Below are 25,113 nucleotides of genomic sequence, written 5' to 3'. Positions count from 1 at the left end.
CCGTCCGGCGCTGCGAGAGGCTTTCAGGCCTGCAGCGCTTGGGCGTTCTCGGACAGGAAGTCCTCGAGGCTCCTGGGCTTATGGCCCGTCAATGCCTCCACGTCGCCCGTCGCCATGGCGATCTTGCCTTCGCGGGTGTTCGTATCGAACGAGACGACGGTCGGCACCAGGAAATCAGGCAGTCCCGCGGCCTTCAGGCCGCCGGCGAGTTCCGTGTCGGTGACATGCACGACCCGAAGCGGCCGGCCCGTCGCCCTGGACGCCGCGGCCGCGATCTCCTCGGTTGTGCGGGCCTCAGCGCCGGTCAGCGTGTAGGTCCGGCTCTCCGCGTCCGAGGCGAGCAGGCCTGCGGCAATCGCCTCGCCGACGTCGCGGCGGGCGACATGGGCGATCCGGCCGTTGCCTGAGGCGCTGTGCCACTGGCCCGTCTGCAGCGCATGCGGCAGCGCCATGAACAGGTTCTCCATGTACCAGCCGTTGCGGAAGATGGTGTAGGCGAGCCCGGTCGCCTTGATGGCGTTCTCGGTGCCCAGATGGTCGCCGGCGAAGGTGACTGCCGAATCGTCCGGTTGCGGCATCGAGGTGTAGAGAATGCGCTTCGCCCCGGCCGAGGCCGCAGCCTCCACTGCCGCTTTGTGCTGGGCCAGGCGCTTGCCGGGTTCGCCGAGCGCGTCGGTCGAGACGATCAGGATCCGGTCGGCGCCTGCGAATGCGGCCGGCAGCGCCGCCGGATCGTCGAAGTCGACCTTGCGCACCTGCACGCCCTTTTCGGCATAGGCGGCGAGCTTCGAGGGATCGCGCGAGGTGGCGATGACCGAAGCCGGCGCCACCTTGCCCGACGCCAGCACCTGGTCGAGCACGATGCGGCCCAGCTGGCCGGAGGCGCCGGTGATGAGGATTGTTTCCGACATGTCTGCTTCCTTCCGTTGGAATCCGGACAGGAAGATGGTATCTGTCCGGGATATGGTCTCAAAAAGAGAGTTCGTCTTCTTCGACCAGGGGACGGACCTTGTAAAGGAGGCAGTTTTGGCTCCACTGGTTACCCGGAGGGAACCGCGATGAACAAGGTTGCGAGCAGGATCGCGGGCGAGCGGGTGCTCGTCATCGACGGCGTGCCGATGTCGATGGACGACTGTCCGGTCCGCGACGTCCTCGACCATATCGGCGGGAAGTGGAATTCGCTCATGCTGCTGGCGCTTGCCGACGGGCCGAGGCGCTTTTCGGAATTGCGGCGCTTCATCCCGGACATCTCCCAGCGGATGCTGACGCAGACGCTGCGGGATCTCCAGCGCGACGGCTATCTGGTCCGCACGGTCTATCCGACGCTGCCGCCGAGCGTCGAATACCGGCTGACCGATCTCGGGCACTCGCTGCTCGTGCCGGTGCGGGCGCTCGTGCAGTGGTCGCAGAGCAACCACGCGGCGATCCGCCAGGCGCGCAGCGCCTATGATGCGCAGGCCGGCAACGGTCGCTGACGGCCGCCGCAATCGTGGTTGCTGCACCTGCTCGCAGCGCAGGGCACGCATGACGAGACAGCGGTTGTCGGCGCGGTCGATCCCGCCGATGGTAGCGGCGGGTCCAGGCGGAGCGCCGCGCGCGCCGATCGGCGGCCTTGGCCCGACGACGGAAGTGGAATGCTGCCATGCAAGGTCTTCATCATCTGGTCGTGGTCGGCGGTTTCGGCGGCCTCCAGCTCGTCAACGCGCTGAAGGGAGCGCCGGTCCGCATCACGCTGATCGACCGCAGGAACCATCACCTGTTCCAGCCGCTGCTCTACCAGGTCGCGACCACCGTGCTGGCGACGTCGGAGGTCGCCTGGCCGATCCGCCATCTCTATCGCAACCGGTCCGAGGTCACGACCCTGCTCGACCAGGTGGTGGGCGTCGATCCCGCGGCAAAGACGGTGAAGCTCGCAAGCGGCGGCATGGTCGCCTACGACACGCTGGTGCTCGCGACCGGGGCGACGCATGCCTATTTCGGCCATGACGAATGGGAACCGGTGGCGCCCGGCCTGAAGACGCTCGAGGATGCGACGACGATCCGGCGCCGGCTGTTGCTTGCCTTCGAGCGCGCCGAACTGTCAACCGATCCGGCCGAGCGCACGGCGCTTCTGACCTTCGTCGTCATCGGGGCCGGGCCGACCGGGGTCGAACTCGCCGGCATCATCGCCGAACTGGCGCAGCGCACGCTGCCCGGCGAATTCCGCCATATCGACACCCGTCAGGCGAAGGTCCTCCTCGTCGAAGCGGGGCCGCGCATCCTTGCCGGCTTCAGCGAGCCCTTGTCGGACTATGCGCGGCGCTCGTTGGAGAAATTGGGTGTGGAGGTGCGCACCGGCGTGCCGGTGACGGCGTGCACGGCAGACGGCGTGACGATCGGCGAGGGCTTCGTGCCGGCCCGTACGATCGTGTGGGCGGCGGGCGTGCAGGCCTCGCCGGCCGCGCGCTGGCTCGGCATCGCGGCCGACAGGGCAGGGCGGGCGATCGTTTCGCCGGACCTTTCGGCGCCCGGCCTGCCGGACGTGTTCGTCATCGGCGACACGGCGGCGGTGATGCAGGAGAACGGCAAGCCGGTGCCCGGGATCGCGCCGGCGGCGAAGCAGCAGGGGAGCTATCTGGCCCGGCTGATCCGGGCGCGGCTCGCCGGCAGGCCTTCGCCCGGGCCGTTCCGCTACCGGCACCAGGGCAGCCTCGCCACGATCGGCAGGCGCGCCGCGATCATCGAGCTCGGCCGCTTCAAGCTGAAGGGCGCACTCGCCTGGTGGCTCTGGGGGATCGCCCACATCTACTTCCTGATCGGGACGCGCAGCCGCTTCGCCGTCGCCTGGAGCTGGCTGTGGATTTTCCTCAGCGGCCAGCACAGCGCCCGCCTGATCACGCAGAAGGAGACGATCGCCCAGCGGGATCCGCCGGTGCCCGCCGCCGGCGGCGCGCCGTCGCGCGACCGGGAGGCGGCGGGCTGAGGCGGCGGTGAAAACGGCAACAAAAAAGGCCGGCGGGTGCCGGCCTTTCCATTCATTCCTGCCGCTGCCGCCCTTCGGTGGTCAACGGTTGAAATGCACCACGATGCTCAGGCTGCCTGCAGCTGGTCGGCAGACATCTTGCCCGACTTGCGATCGCGGACGAGTTCGTAGCTGACCTTCTGGCCTTCGTTCAGGCCGGCAAGGCCTGCGCGCTGTACGGCCGAGATGTGTACGAATACATCCGGTTCACCATTGTCGGGGGCGATGAAGCCGTAGCCCTTGGTGGTGTTGAACCATTTAACGGTACCTGTTGCCATGACGAAACCCTTTCCTCTCCGGCGTCTTTTGGGTGGATATCCGGCCCCCGGGCCGAAAATCCGGTCTTAAGTCGAATTTGAAGGGGAAGTTCGTCAAACTGCGCGCGAGCGCAAAAGCAAAAGTCGTCGTTCAAATCTCGATGCGGAGCAAGATAGGTGCTTCGTCCGAAGAGGTCAAGGCGTGCGCTGCGCCGGCCTTGCCCTGCCAGACCCGCCCTTCTCGCGTCTGGAACAACCATCGCCGGGCCCGTTGCGGAGCGCGGCGATGGCAATGACAGCGCCTGAAGCCCTCAGTGAAGCGAAGGCGGCGTCAGGCGGGCGGTCTCGACGAAGACGGCCTGTGCCTCGCCCTCCTGCAGGCGGCGCTTGCGGATCAGCACGCTCATGATGCGGGCCGCGGTGGAAAACGTCATGACGTCCAGCGGTCCGTCTCCGTCCCAGGGCTTGGTCAGTCGCTGGGCCACCATCTCCATGACGCTCTTCGGAACGATGTCGGTGCATTCGCGCATGGCCTCGAAGACCGTGCTGATCGGGATCAGCGTGCCCTCGTGCATGACGGAAGGCTCCGGCTCGTCGCTCTTCCAGTCATAGAAGCTGTCGATCGCATCGCGAAAGAGATGTTGCAGGGTGATCGGAGCGTGTCCTTCGTGAAGGTCAGGCAGGAAATTCATCATTTTCTGTCTCCTTGGCGTCGGGGTGGCTGCTTACTCCTGCAGCGGCGAAAGTTGCATGTCATGCCGCGTCACGACCACTACCGTTCGATGAGCGGCCTCACCAATTCTATCGAGTTGAAATGTCTTGGGAAGGGAAAAATGATGCGCGAAACGGCGCTCGAATTGTGGTTTCTAAGAATAGGGTTTCAATTCAATCGGTTGATGTTGGGCCTTCACCCGTAAATTCATCTCCCGTTCAGCTTTCTCTTCCGCACGTCCCGCGTGTTTTCCGGCAGAATCAGAACGCCATGGATGCGTCTGCGATCCGGCGTGGCGGATCTGCGGCCGAAAAACTTGTTGACCACGATTTCCGATCGGCATAGAACGGCGGCGAACCGTACCGTACGGTACGCATCCGTTCGGTGTCCAGCCGGCCGGATTGGCGAGGGAGCAGGCGTGCAGATCGTCGACGAAAGTGCAGCAAGGGCGGAGAGGGGCGGCTCGACCGAGCGCCAGAACGCCGTGCTGGAAAGCGCGCTCAAGCTGCTTGTCGACGGCGGCGAGAAGGCGGTGACGACGGCCGGCGTGGCGCGGGCGGCCAATTGCTCCAAGGAGTCGCTCTACAAGTGGTTCGGCGATCGCGACGGGCTGCTGTCGGCGATGATATCCTATCAGGCCGGCAAGGTGCGCACCGTCGAGGTGCGGGCCGAGACGCTGACTGCGGAAGGGCTGCGCAAGCATCTGTCCGCCTTTGCGCTCGACCTGCTCGACGTGCTCTCGGGCGAGGTGTCGCTGGCGCTGAACCGGCTGGCGATCGGCCAGACCGTCGGCAAGGCCGCCGGGCGCGGCGGGCGCGGCTCGGGGCCGATGCTCGGGCGGTTGCTCGAGGAGCGGGGGCGGCGGCAGATCGGGCGCCGCGCGACCACGCTGCTGGAGGCCGGACGGGCGGCGGGCCTGCTGTCGTTCGACGATGCCGACGAGGCCTATGGGACGCTCTACGGGCTGATCGTCACCGATGCGCATCTGCGCATGCTGCTGGGCTTCGACCCGGCCACGCTGAAGAAGGAATTCGCCGGGCGGGCGGAGAGGGCGGTGGCGTCCTTCCTGACCCTCTACGGCGTGGGAGCAATGGCGGACGCATAGGGCGGGCCGCTCGACACTGTCTGACAAGCAAGGGAAGGAAACATCAATGCGCGTCTATTACGATCGTGATGCCGATCTCAACCTCATCAAGGCGAAGAACGTCGCCATCGTCGGCTACGGCTCGCAGGGCCGGGCGCACGCCCTCAACCTGAAGGATTCCGGCGCCAAGAACGTCGCAATCGCGCTGAAGGCGGGCTCGCCGACGATCAAGAAGGCGGAAGCCGACGGCTTCAAGGTGATGACCGTCGCAGAAGCCGCCAAGTGGGCCGACCTCCTGATGATGGCGACGCCGGACGAACTGCAGGCCGACATCTACAAGGCCGAGATCGCCGGCAACATCCGCGACGGTGCGGCGATCGCCTTTGCCCACGGCCTCAACGTCCATTTCGGCCTGATCGAGCCGAAGTCGTCGGTCGACGTCGTCATGATCGCACCGAAGGGCCCGGGCCACACGGTTCGCGGCGAATACCAGAAGGGCGGCGGCGTTCCCTGCCTCGTCGCCGTTCACCAGAACGCCTCGGGCAATGCCCTCGACCTCGCGCTCTCCTACGCCTGCGGCGTCGGCGGCGGCCGCTCGGGCATCATCGAGACGAACTTCAAGGAAGAGTGCGAAACCGACCTCTTCGGTGAGCAGGTCGTTCTCTGCGGCGGTCTGGTCGAACTGATCCGCGCCGGCTTCGAGACGCTGGTGGAAGCCGGTTACGCACCGGAAATGGCCTATTTCGAGTGCCTGCACGAAGTGAAGCTGATCGTCGACCTGATCTATGAAGGCGGCATCGCCAACATGAACTACTCGATCTCCAACACCGCCGAGTGGGGCGAATACGTCACCGGCCCGCGCATCATCACCGAAGAGACCAAGGCCGAGATGAAGCGCGTCCTGAAGGACATCCAGACCGGCAAGTTCACCTCGGACTGGATGCAGGAATACCGCTCGGGTGCCGCCCGCTTCAAGGGCATCCGCCGCCTCAACGACAGCCACCAGATCGAGGAAGTCGGCACGAAGCTGCGCGCCATGATGCCCTGGATCGGCAAGAACAAGCTGGTCGACAAGTCGGTCAACTGATCGCGCCTGAAGGCGGCGCATCGGGGTCGCCGGGACTGCGGTCCGGGCAGGCCGGTGACCGCAGAGACACGAAGGAGAGCCGGGCATTCGCCCGGCTTTTCCAGTTCTGGACTTCCTGAAAACGCAGCGGAAAGCTGCGGCGGCGTCGACGACGTGGCGACTGAACCGGCTGCTCGTCTGGAACCGGGCGGGCCGGCAAGAAGAACCGATACCAGGCTCCGAACTGCTGGCAGGCCCGCGGCCAAGGGAAATCACGGTTCGCTAAAATAGGGGCGGCGGCAAGTTGACGCGGGCGAGCAAGCTGGTGCATCCTCGCCCCCGGAATGCGGTACCGCCGCTTAAAAGGGGGCGCTTCGACAGGTCGAAGCGATGCGGCGGCATCTCCAGGTCTGACGATCACCCTTTCGCATGCATGCAGTTCTTTCTGGAATGCCTGTTCTTCTTGGAACAAGGGAGGAATGCACTGTGAAGCGAATTGACCTGCGCCTTCTCGCGCCGGCGGCCGTTGCCGCCTGGCTCGGGGCCTATCCCACGCATGCGGCCGACCTCGCCATCTCGGCGCCCAACTGGCCGTCCGGCCAGGCCACGGCCAACATCCTCAAGGTCGGCATCGAGAAGGATTTCGGCCTTCAGGTCGAGGTCAAGCCGATGGGGACGATGAACTCGTTCGTCGGCCTCGAGGCGGGAACGGTGGACATCCAGCCGGAGATCTGGCGTCCCAACTTCGATGACCTCGTGCAGAAATATGTCGAGGAGAAGGGGGCGGTGAAGCTGGCAGGCAAGCAGATACCGGCCTGGCAGGGCCTGTGCGCGACAGCCGCCGCCGCTGCGACCTTCAAGTCCGTTTCCGACCTCGGCGATCCCGAGAAGACGAAGGTGCTGGACACGGACGGCGACGGCCAGGGCGAGATATGGATCGGCGCGCCGACCTGGCTTTCCACCGGGATCGAACGGGTGCGCGCGAAAAGCTACGGCTACGAGAAGAACCTGCACCTCGTGGAGGCGGAGGAGGACGTGGCCATGGCCGCGGTCGATGCGGCGGTCGCCACCGACCAGCCGATGGTGTTCTACTGCTATGCGCCGCACCATGTCTTCCAGCTGCACGACCTGACCAGGCTGGAGGAACCGGCGCACGACCCGGCGAAATGGAACCTGGTCTCGGCGCAGGATCCGCTGTGGATCACCAAGTCCAACGCCACGACCGCCTGGGACACGGCGCATTTCCAGATCGGCTATGCGACCGCCTTTGCCACGAAGCGACCGGACGTCGCGCAGTTCCTTGAGAACGTGGACTTCACCCCGGAAGAGGTGACGCAGATGAGCTACGCGCTCGGGGTCGAACGGCAGGCGCCGCTCGACTACGCCAAGAAATGGGTCGAGCAGAACGCCGCGCGGGTGGCGGGATGGGGCAAGCCATGAGAACGGGAACACGAGGCCTGCCGGGGATGATCCTGACGAAGATGCGCCGCTTCGCACCGGCGCTGGTGGCGGCGGGCCTGTGCCTCGGGCCGCTTGTGGCGCTGGCGCAGACGCAGATCTACGACGCGCGCACGGGCAAATGGGTCGACTACGACAAGAAGAAGGCGCGCCAGCTCTACGCCCGCAACAAGCAGCTGCCCGAGGCGTTCCAGCGACAGGTCGTGCCGTTCCGGACGGCGGAAGCGCCCGGAACGATCATCATCGATGGCAACCAGCACTTTCTCTACCTCGTGCAGCCGGGCGGGCAGGCGATCCGCTACGGCATCGGCGTCGGCCGCGAGGGGTTCGGCTGGGCCGGCATCGTGCGGGTCGGGCGCAAGGCGGAGAACCCGACCTGGACGCCGCCGCCGGAAATGGTGGCGCGCGACCCGAACGCGGCGAAATGGGCGGCGGGCATGCCGGGCGGGCGGCCCGACAATCCGCTCGGCCCGCGCGCCATGTATCTCTATGTGGGCGACAGCGACACGATCTACCGCATCCACGGCACCATCGAGCCGTGGACGATCGGCCTCGACGTGTCCTCGGGCTGCATCCGGCTGAACAACGACGACGTCGTCGACCTCTACAGCCGCGTCGATGTCGGCGCCAAGGTGATCGTCCTGATGCAGGGGGCGGCACTCTACAAGGGCGTGTGATGCGGCAGCGTCGCGCGATGATGACCAGAGCCTGGCGGCAACGGATCGCCACAGCAAAGAGAGGACGGGTCGGGGATGGATGCAAGGGGGATAGCATTCGGCGGGCTGATGCTGGCTGCGGCCGGGTTGGCCGGTGGCTGCCAGTCATCGGCGCCGGCGCCGCAGGACATGGCGCGGACCAATCTCGGCACGGCACCCGCGGACCTGCAACTGATGTGCGCTAGCGCTGCGGCCGGGCCGTCCGGCGTCGACAGCAGCAAGATCCTGCCGACGAGTTCGAGCCAGCTCGACGCGACGTCCTACCGCGTCGACCTCGACGCCGGCGGCAGCAAGTTCACCTGCGTCATCGACAGCAGCGGCTCGGTGAAATCGATCGGGCCTGCCGCGGCGGCCACAGGGACGGCACCGGCGCCGGCGGGGGCCGGCTAGCGGCATCCGCTTCGCGGCGCAGGCGTTGAGCGAGACGACCGTCGCGCTCGATGCAAGCCTGCCGGCGCGGTGCAACCGGGGCCATGCGGGCTTGCGCTGCAGGCCAGAGCCGCGCGACAACCAGGCTTGGCAGCTCCACGTCCGCCGGTATCGCTGATTGAATTCGTTACAGTTCTGTCACATACTTCCTTCCGTCGTTTCACGATCAGGGAGGAGAGTGCGATGACAACGTTGATCTATCATTTTGCCTGGTTCGACCTGGCCATCCTGGCCGTGATCGCCGCGCTCGTGATGGCGAGCCTGTACGGCGACAGAAAGACCCACTAGGTCGCGCCGGGCAGCCATGACGATGTTACCGCCGGCTGCGGCCGGTGCGGTTCCTGTCGTGAGTTCTGTCCCGTGATGCGCTTCCATGGCCGGTCAGCGGCGCGGCGTCAGCGCGCCCGCGCCATCGGCGCCGGCTTCCGCCTCTCCCCAATGCGCCCCGCAGTTCCATTTGGAGATCATCGCGCCGATCTGCCAAACGGGAATCGATTCAACGGTTTGTCGGGAAATGTTGAAGTGCGGCAGCGCCCGCCGTGATGCGGCGGGCGCTGTGCAGACGAAGATCTGGCGTCGACCCCTGGCGTCACTTCACCGGGACGACCAGCTTGCGGTAGAGGTGCCAGGTGGCGTGCCCGAGGATCGGCATCATCACGGCGAGACCGGCAAAGACCGGAATCGAGCCGATCATCATGCAGATCGCCACGATCAGTCCCCAGAAGGCGACCGGGACGGGATTGGCAATCGTGGCCCTGAGCGAGGTCTCGACGGCCGAGACGGCGCCGACGTCGCGATCGAGCAGGAGCGGGAAGGCGACGACGGTCGTCGCCAGCACCACGGCCGCAAAGCAGAAGCCGATGATGTGGCCCACGACGATCAGCGTCCAGCCGGCCTGCGTCCCCAGCACCTGCTGCAGGAAGGCCGAGAAGGACTGCGGCTGCTCGGGACCGAAAAGGCTGACATAGAGCCGGTCGGCGACCAGGAGCCAGGTGACGAACAAGGTCAGGAGCATGAGGCCGACCACGATGATCGCCGGCAGGGCCGGGGAATGGCGCACCTTGAGGGCATGCCGCCAGGAGGTGTCGAGCCCTGCCTCCCGCCGACGACTGATCTCATAGAGGCCGACGGCGAAGAGCGGGCCCAGCAGCGCGAAACCTGCCGTCAGCGGAAACATGATCGGCATGAGATTGGCGCCGGAACTCCAGATCATCAGGATGACGCCGGACAGCGGGAAAAGCAGGCAGAGAAATACGTAGTGCGAGGGCTGCTCGCGAAAGTCGTCTATGCCCAGGAGAAAGGCGTCCCAGACCTGACCTATGCCGATCTTGTTGATCTGGGGATGGGCGACCCCGTGCTCGGCGTCCGACATCACGTGAAATGTGGCCATGCTCAGTCCTCCTTGCCGGTTCGAACCGTCAGGGCCACCGCGGGCAGGACCTTGAGCCACCGCACGGCGGTACCCCTAGATCGCCAGAAGATAGCATCGTTGATGCCGATTGTCCCGCCTTTCGCGACGATGGCCGCAGGCGGGCCTTGACATGAGGCACCGGCGAACGCACATCGCCTCGTCATGAAAGCATCCGAAGCAGAAATCCTGATCGTCCCCGGCTACACCAATTCCGGGCCCGGGCACTGGCAGACCCGCTGGCAGTCGCGGTTGGCGACGTCGCGTCGCGTCGAGCAGGCGGAGTGGTCCAAGCCCGTGCGCGAGGACTGGGTCCGCCGGATGATCGAGGAGGTCGAGGCGGCGACGAAGCCGGTCGTCATCGTCGCCCATTCGCTCGGCGTCGCAACGGCCATCCATGCCGTGCCGCAGGTGGGGCACAAGATCGCCGGGGCGTTCCTGGTGGCGCCGCCCGATGTCGCCAACCCGGACATCCGGCCGAAGCATCTGATGACCTTCGGCCCGTATCCGCGCGATCCCCTGCCGTTTCCCTCGCTGGTGGTCGCCAGCCGGAACGATCCCTTCGGCACCTACGAGCACGCCGACGACATCGCCAATGCCTGGGGCTCGATGATCGTCGATGCGGGCGATTCAGGCCATATCAATGCCGAATCCGGCCATGGGCCGTGGCCGGAGGGCGGCATGGTGTTCGCCCAGTTCCTGAGCCGGCTGAAGCCCTGACGCCGGATCGGGCGTGCCGATGCGGCACGGCCGGCATTAATCGGAACTTCATTGAATTGCCATATAGGGTTAGCCTGAGTTAGTGCGAGTAGGCGCCGCGTATATGGGCTCATCCCCGTTTCCGAACACGACATCTGCCGGAGACGACCCGGAAGCGGCGGTTTTCCGGCATTCGCCGTTCGGCATGGGGACGATCGACGGCCGGCTGCGGTTCATCTCGGCCAACCCCGCGCTGCTGCGCATCTTCGGCGCCGCTGGTATCGACGACCTTCCGCCGCTGGAAGGGATCGCTTTCGCCGATGACCTCGCCCAGGCATTGACCGGCGCCGACAGGATCGCCTCGCAGCCGCGCGAACTGCGGATCAGGCGACTGGACGGAAGCCCGGTCTGGTGCCTTCTGTCGATCGTCGAGCTCGGCCGTGCGGATGCGCCCTTCGCGCTGCACCTGGTCGACATCGACGAACGCAAGCGCCGGGAGCTCGATCTCGCCGACCGCGAGAGCCGCTGGAACCATGCGCTGGAGAGCGCGGGGCAGGGGGTGTGGGACCACGATTTTGCGAAGGGCGAACTGTTCTACTCGCGCCAGTGGAAGGCGATCCGCGGCATGGCGCCGGACGAGGAGGTGGACGGGACGCTCGAGACCTGGATCCAGAACGTCCATCCCGACGACCGGGAACGCGTGCTCCTGGAGATCGAGCGGCAGGAATCGGCCGAGGCGGTCTTCAACGTCTTTTCCTACCGCGAGCGCCACCGCGACGGCCACTGGGTCTGGATCGAAAGCCGCGGCGCCGTCGTCGAGTATGGCCCGGACGGCAGGCCTTCCCGCATCGCCGGCACCGACACCGACATCACCGAGCGCCGCAAGGCCGAGGAGCGGATGGCGCAACTTTCGAGGCGGCTGGAGCTCGCGCTCGACATCTCGCGCATCGGCGTGTTCGAATCCAACCTCCACGACAGGACCGTCACCTGGGACGAGCGCATCCGGCAGATCTACGGCAAGGGCGCCGAGCCGATCGGGCGGACGGACTGGGAGGAGGCCATCCACCCGGACGACCGCGCGCAGGCCAGCGCGGTGGTCCAGCAGGCGATTGCCAGCGGTACGGAATACAGCCAGGCGTTCCGCATCATTCGCGGCGAAGGCGAGATCCGCCACATCCGCTCGCGCGGGGTCACCTTCATCGATGCCGACGGCGTGCCGCGGCTGGTGGGAGCGAACTGGGACGTGAGCGAGGACGTGCTGCTGCAACAGGAACTGCAGCATGCCAAGGACCTTGCCGAGGCGCGCAGCGCGGCGCTGGAGGAGGCGCAGGCGCGGCTCGAATACAATGCCCTGCACGATCACCTGACGCAGCTTCCCAACCGCCGCTACCTCGACATAGCCCTGGAGGAGCGCGCGAGACGGGCCGGGGAAGCCGGAACGCGGCTGTCGATCCTGCACATCGACCTCGACCGCTTCAAGGAGATCAACGACACGCTCGGCCACAGCGCCGGCGACGGCATGCTCACCCATGCGGCGCGGGTCCTGCGGGCGCACATGGGGCCGCAGGATTTTGTCGCGCGCATCGGCGGCGACGAGTTCGTCTTCCTCGTTTGCGGGCCGGAAAAGCGCAATCTCGGCGATCTTGCCGAGCGGATCGTCACGGCGATGCGCGAGCCGGTCACCTTCGAGGGCCATGTCTGCCGCTTCGGCGCAAGCATCGGCATCGCCAGTGCCGCAGGCCCCTCGATCGACGGCCGGCAGCTCCTGATCAATGCGGACCTGGCGCTCTACCGCGCCAAGAACAAGGGGCGCAGCCGCCACGAGTTCTTCACCAGCGAATTCCAGGCGCAGATCATCGTCAGCAAGAAGACGGCCGACGAGATCATGGCGAGCATCGAACAGCGCCGCTTCCTGCCCTATTACCAGCCGCAGTTCTGCGCCCGGACGCTGGATGTGGCCGGCGTCGAGACGCTCGCGCGCTGGGACCATCCCGAACGCGGCGTGCTGACGCCGGACGCGTTCCTGCCGATTGCCGAGGACATCAACGCCGTCGGCGCGATCGACCGGCAGATCCTGGAGCGCGCCCTCTTCGACCTCGCCGCCTGGGACCTGCAGGGCGTCGTGGTGCCGAAGCTGTCGGTCAACGTTTCCTCGCGCCGGCTGCACGATCCCGACCTTTGCGCGTCGCTGCGCGCCTTGCCGCTGCAGGCCGGGCGGCTGTCGTTCGAGCTTCTGGAATCGATCTTCCTCGACGACTGCGATCCGAAGGTCCTCGAATGCCTCGCCGAGATCCGCAAACTCGGCATCGACATCGAGGTCGACGACTTCGGGACCGGCCACGCCTCGATCGTCAGCCTGATGAAGCTCCTGCCGCGCCGGCTCAAGATCGACCGGCAGCTGGTCCGGCCGATCGTGCGGTCGCAGGCGCAGCGACGCCTCGTCGGCACCATCATCGAGATCGGCCGCTCGCTGGACATCACCGTGACGGCCGAGGGCGTCGAGACGGTGGCCCATGTCCGGCTGCTGCAGGAGATGGGCTGCGACCTGCTGCAGGGCTTCGCGCTGGCGCGGCCGATGCCGGCGCTCGAGATCGTCGATTTCGTCCGCTCCGGGCGCTGGCGCCAGGCGTCCGAGGCGAAGGCGGGCCTGCCGGACCGGATGACGCGTTCGGTCTAGCGGCCGGATCGCCACGGCGGCTGCGGCGATGCAAGGTTCTGCTTGCCGCCCCGGGCCCGCGGTGGTACGGCCTGCGCGGAGGGGAGGATTTTAGGTCAGTATCGTTGACATAATTTGACCGGTGTGATCCTCTCCCGCACGACAAAATTCCGAGGAAACACCCATGCTGAATTGGGAAGATATCTTTGCCACGCGTTCGTCCCGGATGAAGGCGTCGGAAATCCGTGAACTCTTGAAACTGCTGGACCGCCCGGACATCATCTCGTTCGCCGGCGGCATTCCCGATCCGGCGCTGTTTCCCGACCAGGATTTCAAGGCGGCCTATGCCGACATCTTCTCCGGCCCCGCGGTGAACGCGGCGCTGCAGTATTCGGTGAGCGAGGGCTACAAGCCGCTGCGCGAATGGCTCGTCGCGGAGATGGGCAAGATCGGCGTCGCCTGCACCGCCGACAACGTCTTCATCGTCTCCGGCTCGCAGCAGGGGCTCGACTATCTCGGCAAGCTCTTCCTGTCGCCGAACGACACCGCGCTCGTGACCTGGCCGACCTATCTCGGCGCGCTGCAGGCCTTCAACGCCTACGAGCCGACCTACGACCAGCTGACGCTCTCCGGCAACCGGACGCCGGAGTCCTATCGCAAGGCGGCGCAGGCGGCCGGCGGCAAGGTCAAGTTCGCCTATCTCTCCGCCGATTTCGCCAATCCGACCGGCGAGACCGTCGACCGGGCCGCGCGCGAGAAGCTGATCGATCTTGCCGACGAACTCGACATCGCCATCATCGAGGACGCCGCCTACCAGTCGCTGCGCTACGACGGCGAGGCGATCCCGCCGATCCTGGCGCTGGAACTGAAACGCAAGGGCGGCGACATCAACCATACCCGCACGATCTATTGCGGCAGCTTCTCCAAGACGCTGGCGCCGGGCCTGCGCGTCGGCTTCGTCGTCGCCAATCACGACATCATCCGCAAGCTGGTGCTGATGAAGCAGGCGGCCGACCTGCACTCCTCGACGATCAACCAGATGGCGATCGCCCATGTCGCCGAGCGCGGCTTCGAGGCGCAGGTGAAGAAGATCAAGGCCGCCTACAGCAAGCGCCGCGATGCGATGCTGCAGGCGCTCGGCAAGTACATGCCGGCGGGCGTCAGCTGGACGAAGCCGGAGGGCGGCATGTTCATCTGGGTGACGCTGCCGGAGGGCCAGGACGGCGCGAGCCTGCTTGCCAAGGCGATCGAGAAGAAGAAGGTGGCCTTCGTGCCCGGCAAGGCGTTCCACGCCGACGGCAGCGGCGCCAACACCTTCCGCATCTCGTTCTCCTGCGCCGACGAGAAGACGATCGACGAGGGCATCTCCCGCCTCGGCGCGCTGATCCGCGAGGAGACCGGCGCCGCCTGAGGCGGCTCCGGCCGGACGGCCTGCGCGAAGCCTGTTCGGGCAACAATTCTGGCAGGGGCCGCCGATCGCGGCGCCTGTCACATCCCTGTTAAGCGGGGTCACTAAAGCCTCGGCATCTTCCAACAGGGGATGTTCCGATGAAGACGCTTGTTTCCACGCTCGCAGCGCTTGCCGCAGCCACTTTCCTCGCCACGACGGCGGCCGCCGCCGATCTCGTGCTCTATACCAGCCAGCCGAACGAGGACGCGCAGGCGACCGTCGACGCCTTCAAGGCCGCCAATCCGGGCATCGAGGTGGAGTGGGTCCGCGACGGAACGACCAAGCTGATGGCCAAGCTGATGGCCGAGATCGAGGCCGGCAACCCGGTGGCGGACGTGCTGCTGATCGCCGATACGGTGACGCTGCAGCGGATGAAGGAAGCGGGCCAGCTTCTCGCCTACAAGTCGCCGGAAGCGGCGAATTTCGACGCCACGCTCTATGATGCCGACGGCGCCTACTATTCGACCAAGCTGATCACCACCGGCATCGTCTACAACACCGCTGCCGGCCTGAAGCCGGAAGGCTGGAAGGACCTGACGAAGCCGGAAGCCAAGAACCTCGTGATGATGCCGAGCCCGCTGACCTCCGGCGCGGCGCTGATCCATGCGCAGGTGCTGACCGGCCTTGAAGGCTACGGCTGGGACTACTACAAGGCGCTGCAGCAGAACGGGGCTGCGGCCTCCGGCGGCAACGGCGGCGTGCTGAAGGCGGTCGCCACCGGCGAGAAGGCCTACGGCATGCTGGTCGACTACATGGCGATCCGCGAGAAGGCCAAGGGCGCGCCGATCGAGTTCGTCTTCCCGGCCGAAGGCGTCTCCGCCGTCACCGAACCGGTCGCGATCCTCGCCGGCACCAGGAACGAGGACAACGCCAGGAAATTCGTCGATTTCGTTCTCTCCGAAGAGGGCCAGCAGGTCTCGGCCAGGCTCGGCTACATTCCGGCCCGCAACGGCGTCGCCATGCCGGCCGGCTTCCCGGCGCGCGAGGCGATCAAGGTGCTGCCGCTCGATGCGGCCCAGGCGTTGAAGACCAGCGAGAGCGACATCAAGTCCTTCTCGGACATCTTCGGCACCAACTGACCCTCGATGCGTCGACTGCCGAAAGCGAACAGCCAGCCGGCCTGGCTGTTCGCCACTGTCTTTCTCGTCATCCTTCTCCTGAGTGCGGTGCCGCTCGGCCGGCTGGCGCATGCCGGGATCGCCGCGACGCTCCGCAGCGGCCTGCCGCCGATCCTGTTCGAGGCCGGCACCTGGCGGGCCTTCGCCAACACGCTCGTCACCTCCGTGCTCGGCATGCTCGTCTCCATCGCGCTCGGGGCGGCCTTCGCGCTGGCCACGTCGCTCTCCGACATCAGGCGGAGGCGCCTGCTCGGCTTCTCCTTCATGCTGCCGATGATGGTGCCGCCGCAGATCACCGCGCTTGCCTGGGTCGAGATGTCGGGGCCGGCGAGCCCGCTTCTGAAGACGCTCGGCATCGCGCCGCCGCTCGGTACGCCGCAGCCGCTCTATTCGATCGGCGGGATCGCCCTTCTGCTCGGGGTCCAGCACGCGCCGCTGGTGTTTCTTTCGATGCAGGCGGGGCTGTCGGCCATTCCGCGCGACACCATCGAGGCGGCCCGCCTGTCCGGGGCCGCGCCACGCCGGGTCCTGCGCGACATCGTCATGCCGCTATCGCTGCCCGGCCTGATCGCCGGGGCCTCGATCGCGTTCGTCTCCGGGGTCGGCAACTTCGGCATCCCGGCGATCCTCGGCATTCCCGCCTCGATCCTGACCCTGCCGACGCTCGTCTACAGCCGGCTTGCGAGCTTCGGATCGCAGACCTTCGCCGATCTCGCGGTGCTGTCGCTCCTGATGGCGGCCATCTGCGCGGCGGGACTGGCCGTGCAGCAACGGGCGCTGTCCGGCCGCGACTATCGCACGATCGGGCTTTCCGGCACGTCGCCGGTCTTTGCGCTGGGGCGCTGGCGCGGGCCGGTCGAGGCGGCGCTGTGGCTCATCCTGCTCATGATCCTGGTCGCGCCGTTCGCCGCCCTTCTCGCAAGCTCGCTGGTCCCTGCCTACGGCGTCCCGCTCAATGCGGATACCGTGTCGCTGCGCGCCTATGGCGAGATCCTGTTCCGGCAGGGCGTGACGATCACCGCCTTCCGCAATTCCGCCTTCCTGGCGGGCACGGCAGCACTCGCCCTGCTCGTGCTCTCGATGGCGACGGCCTATCTGATCCTGCACCGCAGGGGGCGGGCGATGACGCTGATGATGGTGCTGATCGAGATACCCTACGCGCTTCCCGGCATCGTGCTCGCCGTCGCCTTCATTCTGCTCTTCGCCGCACCGCTGCCGGTGCTGGGCGTCTCGCTCTACGGCACGATCTGGATCATCCTGATCGCCTATCTCTCCAGTTTCTTCGCCGTCAGCCTCAAGCCCGTCCTCAGCGCCTTCCGCCAGGTCGATCCGGCACTGGAGGAGGCCGCGCGGCTGTCCGGCGCCGGGCTGGCGCTGCGGGCGCGCGACATCCTGCTGCCGGTCATGGCGCCGGCGGCGGGCGCATCCGTCGTCCTCGTCTTCCTGATCGCCTGCAACGAGCTGACCGTCTCGGCGCTGCTGTGGTCGGCCGGCACGCAGACGCTCGGGGTCGCGATCTTCAACCTCGATGACAGCGGCAGTTCGGACCTGGCATCGGCCCTGTCGGTTCTCGTCGTCGTCATGATCGTCGCGTTGATGGGCCTGCTCGAAGTCCTTGCCCGCTACCTGCCGGACGGAGCACTGCCGTGGCGACGCTGATCCTCAACCACCTGGCGAAGGCCTATGACGGCGGGCGGGCGGCGGTGAGCGGCGTCTCGCTGACGGTGCGCGACGGCGGCTTCCTGGCGCTGCTCGGCCCGTCGGGCTGCGGGAAGACGACGCTGCTTCGCATGATCGCCGGCTTCGAGCAGCCGAGCGACGGCTCGATCGTGCTCGGCGAGCGGGTGATCTCGACGGCGGAGGGGGTGCTGCCGCCGGAGCGGCGCAACATGGCGGTGGTGTTCCAGTCCTACGCGCTCTGGCCGCACATGAGCGTGGCGCAGAACGTCGGCTATCCGCTGAAGGTGCGCGGCGTGAAGGGCGAGAAACTTCGCCGCAAGACCATGGAGGCGCTCGATGTCGTGCGGCTCGCCGACCTCGCCGACCGGCGGCCGGCGGCGCTCTCGGGTGGGCAGCGGCAGCGCGTGGCGCTGGCGCGCTGCCTGGTGACGGCGCCGGACGTCGTGCTTCTCGACGAGCCGCTCGCCAACCTCGACCGGCATCTGCGGGCGGCGATGGAGGAGACCTTCCGCGACTTCCACGCCCGCTCGGGGGCGACGATGATCTACGTGACGCACGACCAGGCCGAGGCGATGGCGCTTGCTACCGAGATTGCGGTGATGTCGGAAGGCCGGCTGCTGCAGGTGGCCGCTCCAGACGAGATCTATGCGCGCCCGGAGGGGCGTATCGTTGGCGGGCTGATCGGCCAGGGCAGCATCCTGTCGCTGCCGGTCGGCGCGGGACGGGAGCGCGTCCTCGATCGCGCCGCCTGCCATGCCCTGCTTCTCGGCGAGGGCGAGGGAGCCCCGCGCGACGTGCTGATCCGGCCCGAGCATGTCCGCCCGGCGGTGGACGGCATCGCGCTCGAAGTGCGCGAATGCGTCTTCACCGGCGAGCGCCACGCGCTGACGCTGGCACGCCCCGACGGCTCGCTGCTGAAGGCCTTCTCGGCCGAGCGGCTGGCACCGGGCGCCATGGCGGTGTTCTCGGTGGACCGTGGCTGGTGCCTGTAGGCTTCGCTCGCGCGCCTGCCGCCTCAGGGCATGCGCACGTCGATCTCCTTGCCGGAACTGTCGAAGACGACGCTCCCGACGCGACTGCCGTCGGCGCTCTCCAGGCGGACCTGCAGCGTCGGGCGGCCGTCGGGCGAGGGCACCATATAGGTCCCGTCCGGGCCCATGATCTGGCCGATGGCAAAGGCGTAGCGGATGCCTGGCATGGTCTCCTCGTCCACCTGCAGGCGCCGGTAGGTCCGCGCGGTGAAGTCGGCGAGGCGGTCGGCCTGCGTGAAGACCGCGAGCGCCTCGAGGTCGAAGAGGCGTTCCTTTCGGTACTGCTCGTCCCAGGGCATCAGCTTGCGGACGCGGGCGATGCCGCCGGCATCGGCCTCGAAGCCGGCCATGGCGCCGGGGCGCGCCGGATCCTCGCCAAGGATGCGCGCCTTTCCGGCGTCGAAGACGATCTCGGCGAAGCGGCCGTCTGGGCCGAAGTCCTTTCCAATGCGTCCGAGCGTCGCCGCTATCGTCTTGGGCGCCAGCCAGTCCGCAGCCGGCGCGTGGCCTGCCGGCAGAACGACCTTGCGCACGGCGCCCTCCGGCGTGACCTCGACGGTCCCCGACGTCCCGGCGCCGCCGGCGTCGTCGCCGAGCTCGGTGAAGGTGACGATCCAGCGCAGTTCCGGCTTTCCCGGCGTTTCGCTGACGCGCCGCAGCGTCATGTATTCCAGCTTGGCGCTTTCATGCCCCCAGGCGGTGCGGGCGATGGCGCGGATGCGGGCGAGCGCGGTGAAGTCCACCTCCTTCAGCGAGAACAGCTCGTCCTCGCTCGCGCCGTGCATCAGCGGCGAGAGCAGCGGCGAGCGGGTCACGCCGGAGATCGTCCAGTTGTAGTCCTCCTTGCGGCCGGGGGTGGCGGCGTGGTCGGCGGTGACGGAGATGGCGCGCGGACGCACGGTCAGATCGCGCAGGCGGCGCTCGTCGCCGAAGACGGCGAAGAGCGCGTCGCGGGCCTCCCGGTGCGGCCAGTCGCCGTCGCCGAGCAGGTCCATGTTGCGGGCGCGGTTGGTATTGGCGAGATCGGCGCCGATGATGTTGCCGGCGGCGTCGGCGCGGACGATCGCGCTCTCGCGCCCCGAGGTCACGTAGATGGACCAGCGGATGGGGCCATAGGCGGGTTCGGGCAGGATCTCGACCGCACGGGCGATCTCGATCGACTGGACATGGGCTTCCTCGTCCAGCCTCGCATAGGCGATCGCGTTTGCCGCGACGTCCGCCACCTTGTCCAGCGCGATCTCGCTGCGATCGAAGAAGCCGCCCTCGATGTCGCCGACGAGGCCGGCTGCTCTGACCGGGCGCGGGCCGACCGTCGTCTCGAACTCGAAGAACAGGCGCTTCACCCTGCCGATCTGCCATTCGTCCAGCTCGGTCTTGCGCTTGCCGCCGATTTCGACGGTCAGGCGCCCGTCGGAGAGCTCCAGCGCGTAGAGGCGGAGACTGCCGCCCGTTTCGGCGGCGATGGCGTCGAGGGCGCGCACCGCCTCGCCGGGGTCGGCGATATAGGAACTGTCGGCGCGGGCCGGCGGCGCCACCGACAGAAACAGCGCGAAGAGGCCGGCGGCGACGAGGCGCGCCGCAATCGTCTTCGCCCTCATGCCGATCCTCCCCCGTCGTTGAATCGTTCTGCCGCCGATGGGCCGATCATGGTGCCGGAGGGGGCGACAGACAAGCTGGTTTTTGCCCGCCGCCCGAGCCTTTGCCACGGGCCCCGCCTGCGGCGAAGACCGATTTTGCCGCTTCCCAAGCGCCCGGCGATCGCTAGACTCACTGCCGATTCAATGGTTGTGTGCTGATGTCCCTTCGCCTTGCCACCTTCAACGTCGAGAACCTGCTCTCCCGGTTCGATTTCACCGGATTTCGCAACCAGACACGGCAGGACCGGGTGCTGCGGCTGTTCAGCATCCGCTCCGAAGCCGAGTTCCAGCGGCTGGAGGAGGCGCGCGCGATCGCGCTCGCCGATGATGCGCGCCAGCAGTCGGCACTGGCGATCGCCGATGCGGATGCGGACGTCCTCTGCCTGCAGGAGGTCGACAACATGGAATCGCTGCAGGCCTTCGAATACGGCTACCTGTTCAAGATGGTCGGCAACGGCTATCGCCAGCGCTTCCTGATCGAGGGCAACGACAAGCGCGGCATCGACGTCGCGGTGCTGATGCGCGAGCAGACGCGCGACGGCCAGAAGATCGAGTGCGTCGACGTGCGCAGCCATGCGGGCGTGACCTTCGACGACTTCGGCCTGCATGCGCCCGAGCTTGCGCCGCTGCTGCCGAGCGACCGCATCTTCAAGCGCGACTGCCTGGAGCTCGACCTGCGGATCGGCGGGCGGCCGCTGACGCTCTACGTCGTGCACCTGAAGTCGATGGGGCCAGGGCGGGAGGGGCTGGACGGGCGGACCTCGACCATGGCGCTGCGGATGGCCGAGGCGAGGGCGGTGCGCCGCATCATCGAGAACCGCTTCGGCGCAGGCAACACCGCCAACAAGCAGTTCGCGATCTGCGGCGACATGAACGACTACCAGGAGCGGCTCGTCGTCGAGGGCGACCGGCGCAACGGCTACAGCTTCCGCCGCGTGGTGGAGGACCAGAGCGCGCTCGACGTCTTCACCCGCGACGGCTTCGCGGAGAACCCGGTGGAGAAGCGGCCCGAGGACGATCGCTGGACGCTCTATCACAACATGGGCCCGCAGGAGCGGCATCTCTGTCAGCTGGACTATATCCTGCTGTCGCCGGCGCTGGCGCGCCGCAATCACCTGCGGGTGCCGGAGATCATCCGCGCCGGCCAGCCCTACCGCACCGTCTTTCCGCCCGGCCAGGAGGTCGAGCGATATCCGCGCATCGGCTGGGATCGCCCGAAGGCTTCCGACCATTGCCCCGTCGTCATGACCCTGGACGTGTGATGCACCTTCCCACCGATGAAATGCCTGCCGCCTGGCCGCCGGAAGGCCAGATCTTCCCGGTCGAGCGCTTCGAGATCCGCGTCTCCGACGCGCCGCATCCCTTTGCCGCCGGCCGGGAGGAGGCGATCCGGGAGAACTGGCGCGCGGAGATCGCCGCCAACCCGGCCCTTTTCGACGGCCGGATGCTGCTGCAGGGCGACGTCTCGCTCTCCCGGGCGGCCATCGTCACGACGGCGCACCCGGTGTCCTTCTCCACCTTCCTGCTGTGGCGCAAGAGCAGGCCCCACGTCGTCGGCCACCATCTGTTCGGCCTGCCGGTCATCGTCTCGTCGGACGGCGCGGTCATCGCGATCCGCATGGCGCAGCACACGGCCAATCCCGGCAAGGTCTATTGCGCCGCGGGCTCGCTCGACGAAAACGACGTCATAGACGGCGTCTGCGACCTGGAGGCGAACATGGTGCGCGAAGTGGCCGAGGAGACGGGACTGGACCTCGGCCAGGCCGCGGCCGATCCCCGCCTGCACGCCCTTCATTTCGACCGCATCATCACCATCTTCCGCTTCTATCGTTTCTCGGCCACCGCCGAAGAGCTGCTTTCGGCGATCGACCGCCACATGCGCACGGACACCGAGCAGGAGATCGACGGGGCGGTCGCGATCTTCGACAGCGACCCGGCCCGCCACCCCTACGCCGCCTTCATGCCGCCCGTGCTCGCCTGGTTCTTCGACGGGCCACAGGGATGAGGGGACGGGATGATTTGCGCTTGCCGCAGGCGGGGGGCTCGTGCAGTTTGCGCGGGGAACGATCGTGCGAAGGAGTAGGTAGTGTCGCGTCGATACGCCATCTATGACGTTTTCACCGACCGCAAGCTGGCCGGCAATCCGCTGGCCGTCGTGTTCGATGCGGACGGGCTGGACGATGCGGCCATGCAGGCGATCGCCGGCGAGTTCAATCTCTCGGAGACCGTGTTCGTCAGGCAGGCGCAGAACGTCGCGCACACCGCGCGGCTGCGGATCTTCACGCCGATGCACGAGCTGCCCTTCGCCGGCCATCCGACGGTCGGCGCGGCCGTGGCGATCGCGGAGACGCTGAACGGGGAGGCGGGCCGGCCGCACGACATGGTCTGCGTCCTGGAGGAGAACGTCGGGCCGGTGCGCTGCGCCGTGAAGCTTCCCGAAAGCGGGGCCGCCTTCGCCGAGTTCGACCTGCCGCGCAAGTCGACGCGGCTCGATGCGCTCCTCGACCGCCAGGCGATCGCCGACGCCTTTGGCCTCAAGGTCAGCCAGATCGGCTTCGAGAACCACGTGCCCTCCCTCTGGAGCGCCGGGGTCGCCTTCGTGCTCGTCCCCGTTCACGATCTCGCAACCGCCGCCGATGCTGCGTTCGATCCGGCGCTCTGGCAGCGCTGCGTTCCCTTCGCCGAGGGCAGGCTGGCTTCGGCCTATCTCTACTGCCGCGGCGCCGTCAATCATCTCGCCCGATTCCATGCCCGGATGTTCCGGTCCGACCTGGGGAGCGAGGACCCGGCGACCGGCTCGGCGGTGGCGGCCCTTTCGGGCGCGATCCAGTTCTTCGACCAGCTCGTGGACGGCCATCATCCGATGCTGGTGGAGCAGGGGGTGGAGATGGGGCGTCCCTCGATCATCCACCTGCATCTCGACATCGCCGCCGGGCAGATATCGGGCGCACGCATCGGCGGCCAGGCCATCCGCGTTGCCACGGGCGTGCTGGACGTCTGACCGGGCGTCGAACTTATCCGATAGATTTCAACGGCTTATTTGACGGGGCGAGGTGCCGGGCGAGGCTGGCCGGCGCCGCTGCCGGACGCCTGCCTGTTCATCCCTGGAAAAAACGCAGCGAACCCAAGAAAATTTCGGCCGATGGGTAGACAAGGTTCGCGAACGCCATTATACGCCCCTCCAGACCGCAGCGACGCGGTCCTGGACGGGTGATTAGCTCAGTTGGTAGAGCAGCTGACTCTTAATCAGCGGGTCCACGGTTCGAGCCCGTGATCACCCACCATTTCCCCTGTTATTTCAATATCGTAGAATAGCAGGGGCCCTCGCGGATGTCGCATCTCTTCTGAGCCACCTGACAGCGAAAGACCTGATCTGGAGCGGGGATTCTCCGCAAAATTCCGAACTGCCTTTGCCTCTTTCTCCTGCCGAATCGCGGGATGCGATCGGGGCGGGCAAGGACGAGCGCCCGTCTTCTGCTGTGCGTGAATTGGCGCAGGATCGCGCCGGTGCCGGCGTTGGTCTGCGCCGCTGATATCCTCTCTCCTCCCATGGATCAGTCTCGGCAGCGTCGACCGGGACGGCATGCGCGTTCTTGACGCCCGGCCGGCCGATGCGCTTTTCTGGGGCGCCCTCAGACCGGACGTGAGAATGCTCAAGCACAACAGACCGTCAGCCGCCAATCGAGCGCTCGGAGCCAAGGCTGCTTCGATGGCGGGCAACCTTCCGACCTACGAGCACATCGTCACGGATGTGAACGAGACGTTCCTGTGGCGGATGGACGACTACCCCTGGGAACGGAACGTCTGGAACTTTCATCCGGAGATCGAAATCCACCTGCTGCGGAAATCCAGCGGGATGGCCTTCGTCGGCGATCATATCGGCGAGTTCGACGCCGGCTACCTGACGGTCGTCGGCCCCAACCTGCCGCATGACTGGGTGACGGCCACCGAACCGGGGGAGGTGATCCACGGCCGGGACGTCGTCATTCAGTTCGACCCCGATCGCCTGAGGACGATCGGCCAGGCCGTGCCCGAGTTCAATCAGCTCGAGGCATTCTTCCGGCGCTCGGAGCGAGGGCTGGTCTACAAGGGCGCCACCCGGAAGGCCGGCGCCGAAATGGTGGAGAAGATGGGCGGCCTGAAGGGCTTCCCCCGGCTCTCGCTGTTCCTCGAGCTCCTCAGCCTGCTGTCGTCGTCCGAGGAATACGAGGTCCTGTCCTCGCCCGAATTCGCGCCGAAGCTCGATGCCGAATCCCTGGACCTGCTTCAGCGTTCGCTCATCTATATTTTCGAGCACCTCGCAACGGACATCCATATCGGCGCGCTGGCCGAACTCTCGGGCATGAGCGAGAGCGCGTTTTCGCGATTCTTCAAGAAGAACACCGGCAACAGCTTCACCGACCACGTCAACAAGCTGCGCATATGGCAGGCCTGCAAGCTGCTTTCGGAGACCGACATGCCGATCACCGACATCTGCTTCGAGGTCGGGTATCTGAACATATCCAATTTCAACCGCACCTTCCTTCGGCAGCACAAGATGACCCCGTCCTCCTACCGGAGGCTGACCAGCCAGAGACGTCCGGTCCGGGCCATCGACAACCCGCAGAGCTGATGCATTAAAGTATAGATTCGGTGCATGGAGCGCGCTAGCGAGACGGGCTCCAGTCCATACTATTCACGCCAGCGATCGACATCGCTTGGGAGGTGCATG

22 protein-coding genes and 1 tRNA gene are annotated in these 25,113 nt (G+C 66.9%); 18 read left to right on the top strand and 5 right to left on the bottom strand.

The features are described from left to right. Positions 1-23: 23 nt before the first annotated feature. A complete protein-coding gene (locus P0086_RS22000; RefSeq protein ID WP_275789916.1) occupies positions 24-911 on the bottom strand; it encodes an SDR family oxidoreductase in 888 nt (295 codons plus the stop codon). A gap of 147 nt (positions 912-1,058) precedes the next feature. Here P0086_RS22000 and P0086_RS21995 point away from each other — a divergent pair, with 147 nt between their 5' ends. Continuing rightward, a complete protein-coding gene (locus P0086_RS21995) occupies positions 1,059-1,475 on the top strand; it encodes a helix-turn-helix domain-containing protein (RefSeq protein WP_112600246.1) in 417 nt (138 codons plus the stop codon). Between the two features lie 167 nt (positions 1,476-1,642). Continuing rightward, the gene (locus P0086_RS21990; protein ID WP_275789913.1) at positions 1,643-2,962 is read left to right on the top strand and encodes an NAD(P)/FAD-dependent oxidoreductase; all 1,320 of its coding nucleotides are present in this window, start codon (positions 1,643-1,645) and stop codon (positions 2,960-2,962) included. 107 nt (positions 2,963-3,069) lie between these two features. Here P0086_RS21990 and P0086_RS21985 read toward each other — a convergent pair whose 3' ends face one another. Both P0086_RS21985 and P0086_RS21980 read right to left on the bottom strand, forming a co-directional pair. Then, on the bottom strand, positions 3,070-3,279 hold the full coding sequence (locus tag P0086_RS21985) for a cold-shock protein (protein ID WP_112600244.1): 210 nt from the start codon (positions 3,277-3,279) through the stop codon (positions 3,070-3,072). 290 nt (positions 3,280-3,569) lie between these two features. Further along, positions 3,570-3,953 (bottom strand): hypothetical protein, encoded by a 384-nt coding sequence (locus P0086_RS21980; RefSeq protein WP_112600243.1) that lies wholly within the window; start codon positions 3,951-3,953, stop codon positions 3,570-3,572. Positions 3,954-4,388: 435 nt separating this feature from the next. Here P0086_RS21980 and P0086_RS21975 point away from each other — a divergent pair, with 435 nt between their 5' ends. The 5 genes from P0086_RS21975 to P0086_RS21955 all read left to right on the top strand — a co-directional run bounded on the left by P0086_RS21975 (position 4,389) and on the right by P0086_RS21955 (position 8,684). After that, positions 4,389-5,075 carry a TetR/AcrR family transcriptional regulator C-terminal domain-containing protein gene (locus tag P0086_RS21975; RefSeq protein ID WP_275789909.1) on the top strand — a complete coding sequence of 229 codons (687 nt, stop codon included), beginning with the start codon at positions 4,389-4,391 and terminating at the stop codon, positions 5,073-5,075. Between the two features lie 46 nt (positions 5,076-5,121). Further along, positions 5,122-6,141: a ketol-acid reductoisomerase gene (gene ilvC / locus P0086_RS21970; RefSeq protein ID WP_112600241.1), complete on the top strand. Its 1,020-nt coding sequence runs from the start codon at positions 5,122-5,124 to the stop codon at positions 6,139-6,141. Between the two features lie 480 nt (positions 6,142-6,621). Continuing rightward, a complete protein-coding gene (locus tag P0086_RS21965; protein WP_275790042.1) occupies positions 6,622-7,560 on the top strand; it encodes a glycine betaine ABC transporter substrate-binding protein in 939 nt (312 codons plus the stop codon). A gap of 41 nt (positions 7,561-7,601) precedes the next feature. Further along, positions 7,602-8,255: a L,D-transpeptidase gene (locus P0086_RS21960; protein WP_275790039.1), complete on the top strand. Its 654-nt coding sequence runs from the start codon at positions 7,602-7,604 to the stop codon at positions 8,253-8,255. Between the two features lie 75 nt (positions 8,256-8,330). Then, positions 8,331-8,684, top strand: coding sequence for a hypothetical protein (locus P0086_RS21955; protein ID WP_275789905.1), 354 nt, complete (start codon positions 8,331-8,333; stop codon positions 8,682-8,684). 628 nt (positions 8,685-9,312) lie between these two features. Here P0086_RS21955 and P0086_RS21950 read toward each other — a convergent pair. Next, positions 9,313-10,113 carry a DUF2189 domain-containing protein gene (locus tag P0086_RS21950; RefSeq protein ID WP_275789902.1) on the bottom strand — a complete coding sequence of 267 codons (801 nt, stop codon included), beginning with the start codon at positions 10,111-10,113 and terminating at the stop codon, positions 9,313-9,315. A gap of 183 nt (positions 10,114-10,296) precedes the next feature. Between P0086_RS21950 and P0086_RS21945 the strand changes: the two genes are divergently transcribed. From P0086_RS21945 to P0086_RS21920, 6 genes are all read left to right on the top strand, one after another. Further along, on the top strand, positions 10,297-10,851 hold the full coding sequence (locus P0086_RS21945; protein WP_112600235.1) for an alpha/beta hydrolase: 555 nt from the start codon (positions 10,297-10,299) through the stop codon (positions 10,849-10,851). 103 nt (positions 10,852-10,954) lie between these two features. Next, a complete protein-coding gene (locus P0086_RS21940) occupies positions 10,955-13,507 on the top strand; it encodes an EAL domain-containing protein (protein WP_275789898.1) in 2,553 nt (850 codons plus the stop codon). Positions 13,508-13,670: 163 nt separating this feature from the next. Next, positions 13,671-14,897, top strand: coding sequence for a PLP-dependent aminotransferase family protein (locus tag P0086_RS21935; RefSeq protein WP_112615154.1), 1,227 nt, complete (start codon positions 13,671-13,673; stop codon positions 14,895-14,897). A 137-nt stretch (positions 14,898-15,034) separates the two neighbouring features. Beyond that, positions 15,035-16,015 (top strand): ABC transporter substrate-binding protein, encoded by a 981-nt coding sequence (locus tag P0086_RS21930; protein ID WP_275789894.1) that lies wholly within the window; start codon positions 15,035-15,037, stop codon positions 16,013-16,015. 6 nt (positions 16,016-16,021) lie between these two features. Beyond that, on the top strand, positions 16,022-17,713 hold the full coding sequence (locus tag P0086_RS21925; protein ID WP_275789891.1) for an iron ABC transporter permease: 1,692 nt from the start codon (positions 16,022-16,024) through the stop codon (positions 17,711-17,713). Continuing rightward, positions 17,701-18,726 carry an ABC transporter ATP-binding protein gene (locus P0086_RS21920; protein ID WP_275789890.1) on the top strand — a complete coding sequence of 342 codons (1,026 nt, stop codon included), beginning with the start codon at positions 17,701-17,703 and terminating at the stop codon, positions 18,724-18,726. Before P0086_RS21925 ends, P0086_RS21920 begins: the two co-directional genes overlap by 13 nt. Positions 18,727-18,749: 23 nt before the next feature. On the opposite strand, the gene P0086_RS21915 is transcribed toward P0086_RS21920, so the two are convergent. After that, positions 18,750-20,363 (bottom strand): hypothetical protein, encoded by a 1,614-nt coding sequence (locus P0086_RS21915; protein WP_275789887.1) that lies wholly within the window; start codon positions 20,361-20,363, stop codon positions 18,750-18,752. Positions 20,364-20,560: 197 nt separating this feature from the next. Between P0086_RS21915 and P0086_RS21910 the strand changes: the two genes are divergently transcribed. The 5 genes from P0086_RS21910 (at position 20,561) to P0086_RS21890 (ending at position 25,014) form a co-directional block, all read left to right on the top strand. Further along, on the top strand, positions 20,561-21,664 hold the full coding sequence (locus tag P0086_RS21910; protein WP_112600909.1) for an endonuclease/exonuclease/phosphatase family protein: 1,104 nt from the start codon (positions 20,561-20,563) through the stop codon (positions 21,662-21,664). Continuing rightward, positions 21,664-22,407, top strand: coding sequence for an NUDIX hydrolase (locus P0086_RS21905; protein ID WP_275789884.1), 744 nt, complete (start codon positions 21,664-21,666; stop codon positions 22,405-22,407). Before P0086_RS21910 ends, P0086_RS21905 begins: the two co-directional genes overlap by 1 nt. 81 nt (positions 22,408-22,488) lie before the next feature. Beyond that, the gene (locus tag P0086_RS21900; RefSeq protein ID WP_112599508.1) at positions 22,489-23,403 is read left to right on the top strand and encodes a PhzF family phenazine biosynthesis protein; all 915 of its coding nucleotides are present in this window, start codon (positions 22,489-22,491) and stop codon (positions 23,401-23,403) included. Positions 23,404-23,610: 207 nt separating this feature from the next. Continuing rightward, positions 23,611-23,686, top strand: a tRNA-Lys gene (locus P0086_RS21895). A 425-nt stretch (positions 23,687-24,111) separates the two neighbouring features. Beyond that, entirely contained in the window at positions 24,112-25,014 is a 903-nt protein-coding gene (locus tag P0086_RS21890) for an AraC family transcriptional regulator (protein ID WP_275789881.1), read from the top strand. Positions 25,015-25,113: the final 99 nt, after the last annotated feature.

Source organism: Mycoplana sp. MJR14, from assembly GCF_029210525.1.
GTDB lineage: Bacteria > Pseudomonadota > Alphaproteobacteria > Rhizobiales > Rhizobiaceae > Mycoplana.
This window is presented reverse-complemented; position numbering and strand designations above follow the sequence as displayed.

Bases quoted from the DNA above. Each gene is read 5' to 3' on its own strand.
- P0086_RS21980 (WP_112600243.1), bottom strand. From the start codon at position 3,953: ATGATGAATTTCCTGCCTGACCTTCACGAAGGACACGCTCCGATCACC.
- P0086_RS21950 (WP_275789902.1), bottom strand. From the start codon at position 10,113: ATGGCCACATTTCACGTGATGTCGGACGCCGAGCACGGGGTCGCCCAT.
- P0086_RS22000 (WP_275789916.1), bottom strand. From the start codon at position 911: ATGTCGGAAACAATCCTCATCACCGGCGCCTCCGGCCAGCTGGGCCGC.
- P0086_RS21940 (WP_275789898.1), top strand. From the start codon at position 10,955: ATGGGCTCATCCCCGTTTCCGAACACGACATCTGCCGGAGACGACCCG.
- P0086_RS21985 (WP_112600244.1), bottom strand. From the start codon at position 3,279: ATGGCAACAGGTACCGTTAAATGGTTCAACACCACCAAGGGCTACGGC.
- P0086_RS21945 (WP_112600235.1), top strand. From the start codon at position 10,297: ATGAAAGCATCCGAAGCAGAAATCCTGATCGTCCCCGGCTACACCAAT.
- P0086_RS21935 (WP_112615154.1), top strand. From the start codon at position 13,671: ATGCTGAATTGGGAAGATATCTTTGCCACGCGTTCGTCCCGGATGAAG.
- P0086_RS21925 (WP_275789891.1), top strand. From the start codon at position 16,022: ATGCGTCGACTGCCGAAAGCGAACAGCCAGCCGGCCTGGCTGTTCGCC.
- P0086_RS21995 (WP_112600246.1), top strand. From the start codon at position 1,059: ATGAACAAGGTTGCGAGCAGGATCGCGGGCGAGCGGGTGCTCGTCATC.
- P0086_RS21890 (WP_275789881.1), top strand. From the start codon at position 24,112: ATGGCGGGCAACCTTCCGACCTACGAGCACATCGTCACGGATGTGAAC.
- P0086_RS21990 (WP_275789913.1), top strand. From the start codon at position 1,643: ATGCAAGGTCTTCATCATCTGGTCGTGGTCGGCGGTTTCGGCGGCCTC.
- P0086_RS21905 (WP_275789884.1), top strand. From the start codon at position 21,664: ATGCACCTTCCCACCGATGAAATGCCTGCCGCCTGGCCGCCGGAAGGC.
- P0086_RS21915 (WP_275789887.1), bottom strand. From the start codon at position 20,363: ATGAGGGCGAAGACGATTGCGGCGCGCCTCGTCGCCGCCGGCCTCTTC.
- P0086_RS21930 (WP_275789894.1), top strand. From the start codon at position 15,035: ATGAAGACGCTTGTTTCCACGCTCGCAGCGCTTGCCGCAGCCACTTTC.
- P0086_RS21910 (WP_112600909.1), top strand. From the start codon at position 20,561: ATGTCCCTTCGCCTTGCCACCTTCAACGTCGAGAACCTGCTCTCCCGG.
- P0086_RS21960 (WP_275790039.1), top strand. From the start codon at position 7,602: ATGCGCCGCTTCGCACCGGCGCTGGTGGCGGCGGGCCTGTGCCTCGGG.
- P0086_RS21955 (WP_275789905.1), top strand. From the start codon at position 8,331: ATGGATGCAAGGGGGATAGCATTCGGCGGGCTGATGCTGGCTGCGGCC.
- ilvC (WP_112600241.1), top strand. From the start codon at position 5,122: ATGCGCGTCTATTACGATCGTGATGCCGATCTCAACCTCATCAAGGCG.